The sequence below is a fragment of the Azospirillum sp. UFLA03-27 genome (assembly GCF_059803775.1).
On sequence record NZ_JAUQTX010000546.1, the window covers coordinates 1 to 593 of the forward strand.

1 pseudogene is annotated in these 593 nt (G+C 71.5%); it reads right to left on the reverse strand.

The annotated features are described in order from the left end of the window. Positions 1-478 (reverse strand): annotated as a pseudogene (locus tag Q4I23_RS33000) (hypothetical protein); the annotation flags it as partial. Positions 479-593: the final 115 nt, after the last annotated feature.

Here is a 593-nt window from a genome sequence, read left to right on the forward strand (position 1 = left end):
GGGCGGCCGGCGGCGGGGCGACGGGCGGGGCCGCGGCTTCCTGAACGGGCGCGCGCTTGGGCTTCGGCTGTGGCGCCGGCTCCGCCACCGGGGCGGTCGGCGGGCTGTAGCTCGGCGGGCTGTAGCTCGGCTGCGGGGCCGCCTGCTGTTGAGCGGGCGCGCCGTAGTTCACGCTGTCGGTCGGACGCGGGCGGTTGGCGCTGTTCATGCCGCCGCCGATGATCTCGATGCTGCGGGTGCGGATCTTCGGCTGCTCGCTGCCGTCCGTCGCCGCCGGGCCGGGCTTCACCGCCTCGCGCAGCTCGTCCACGGTCGGCGGGCGCTCGAACATCATGACCCGGTTGCCGCCGGAGCCCTCGACGGTCTGCGCCCGCGCCGGGACGGCCATGCAGGCCAGGGCAATCATGGGCAGGGCCAGAACGGGAAGCGCCACGCCGTTCAGCCGTCGGGCGATGGTCTTGGAGGTCGGTCGCGGCATCGCTGGTCTCCCATGATTCGGCGCCATGATCTGGCGTGGTGTTCTGCTGCCCCCTTCTTTACCCCCTGTCTCTTATACACATCTCCGAGCCCACGAGACTATAACAGCTATCTCG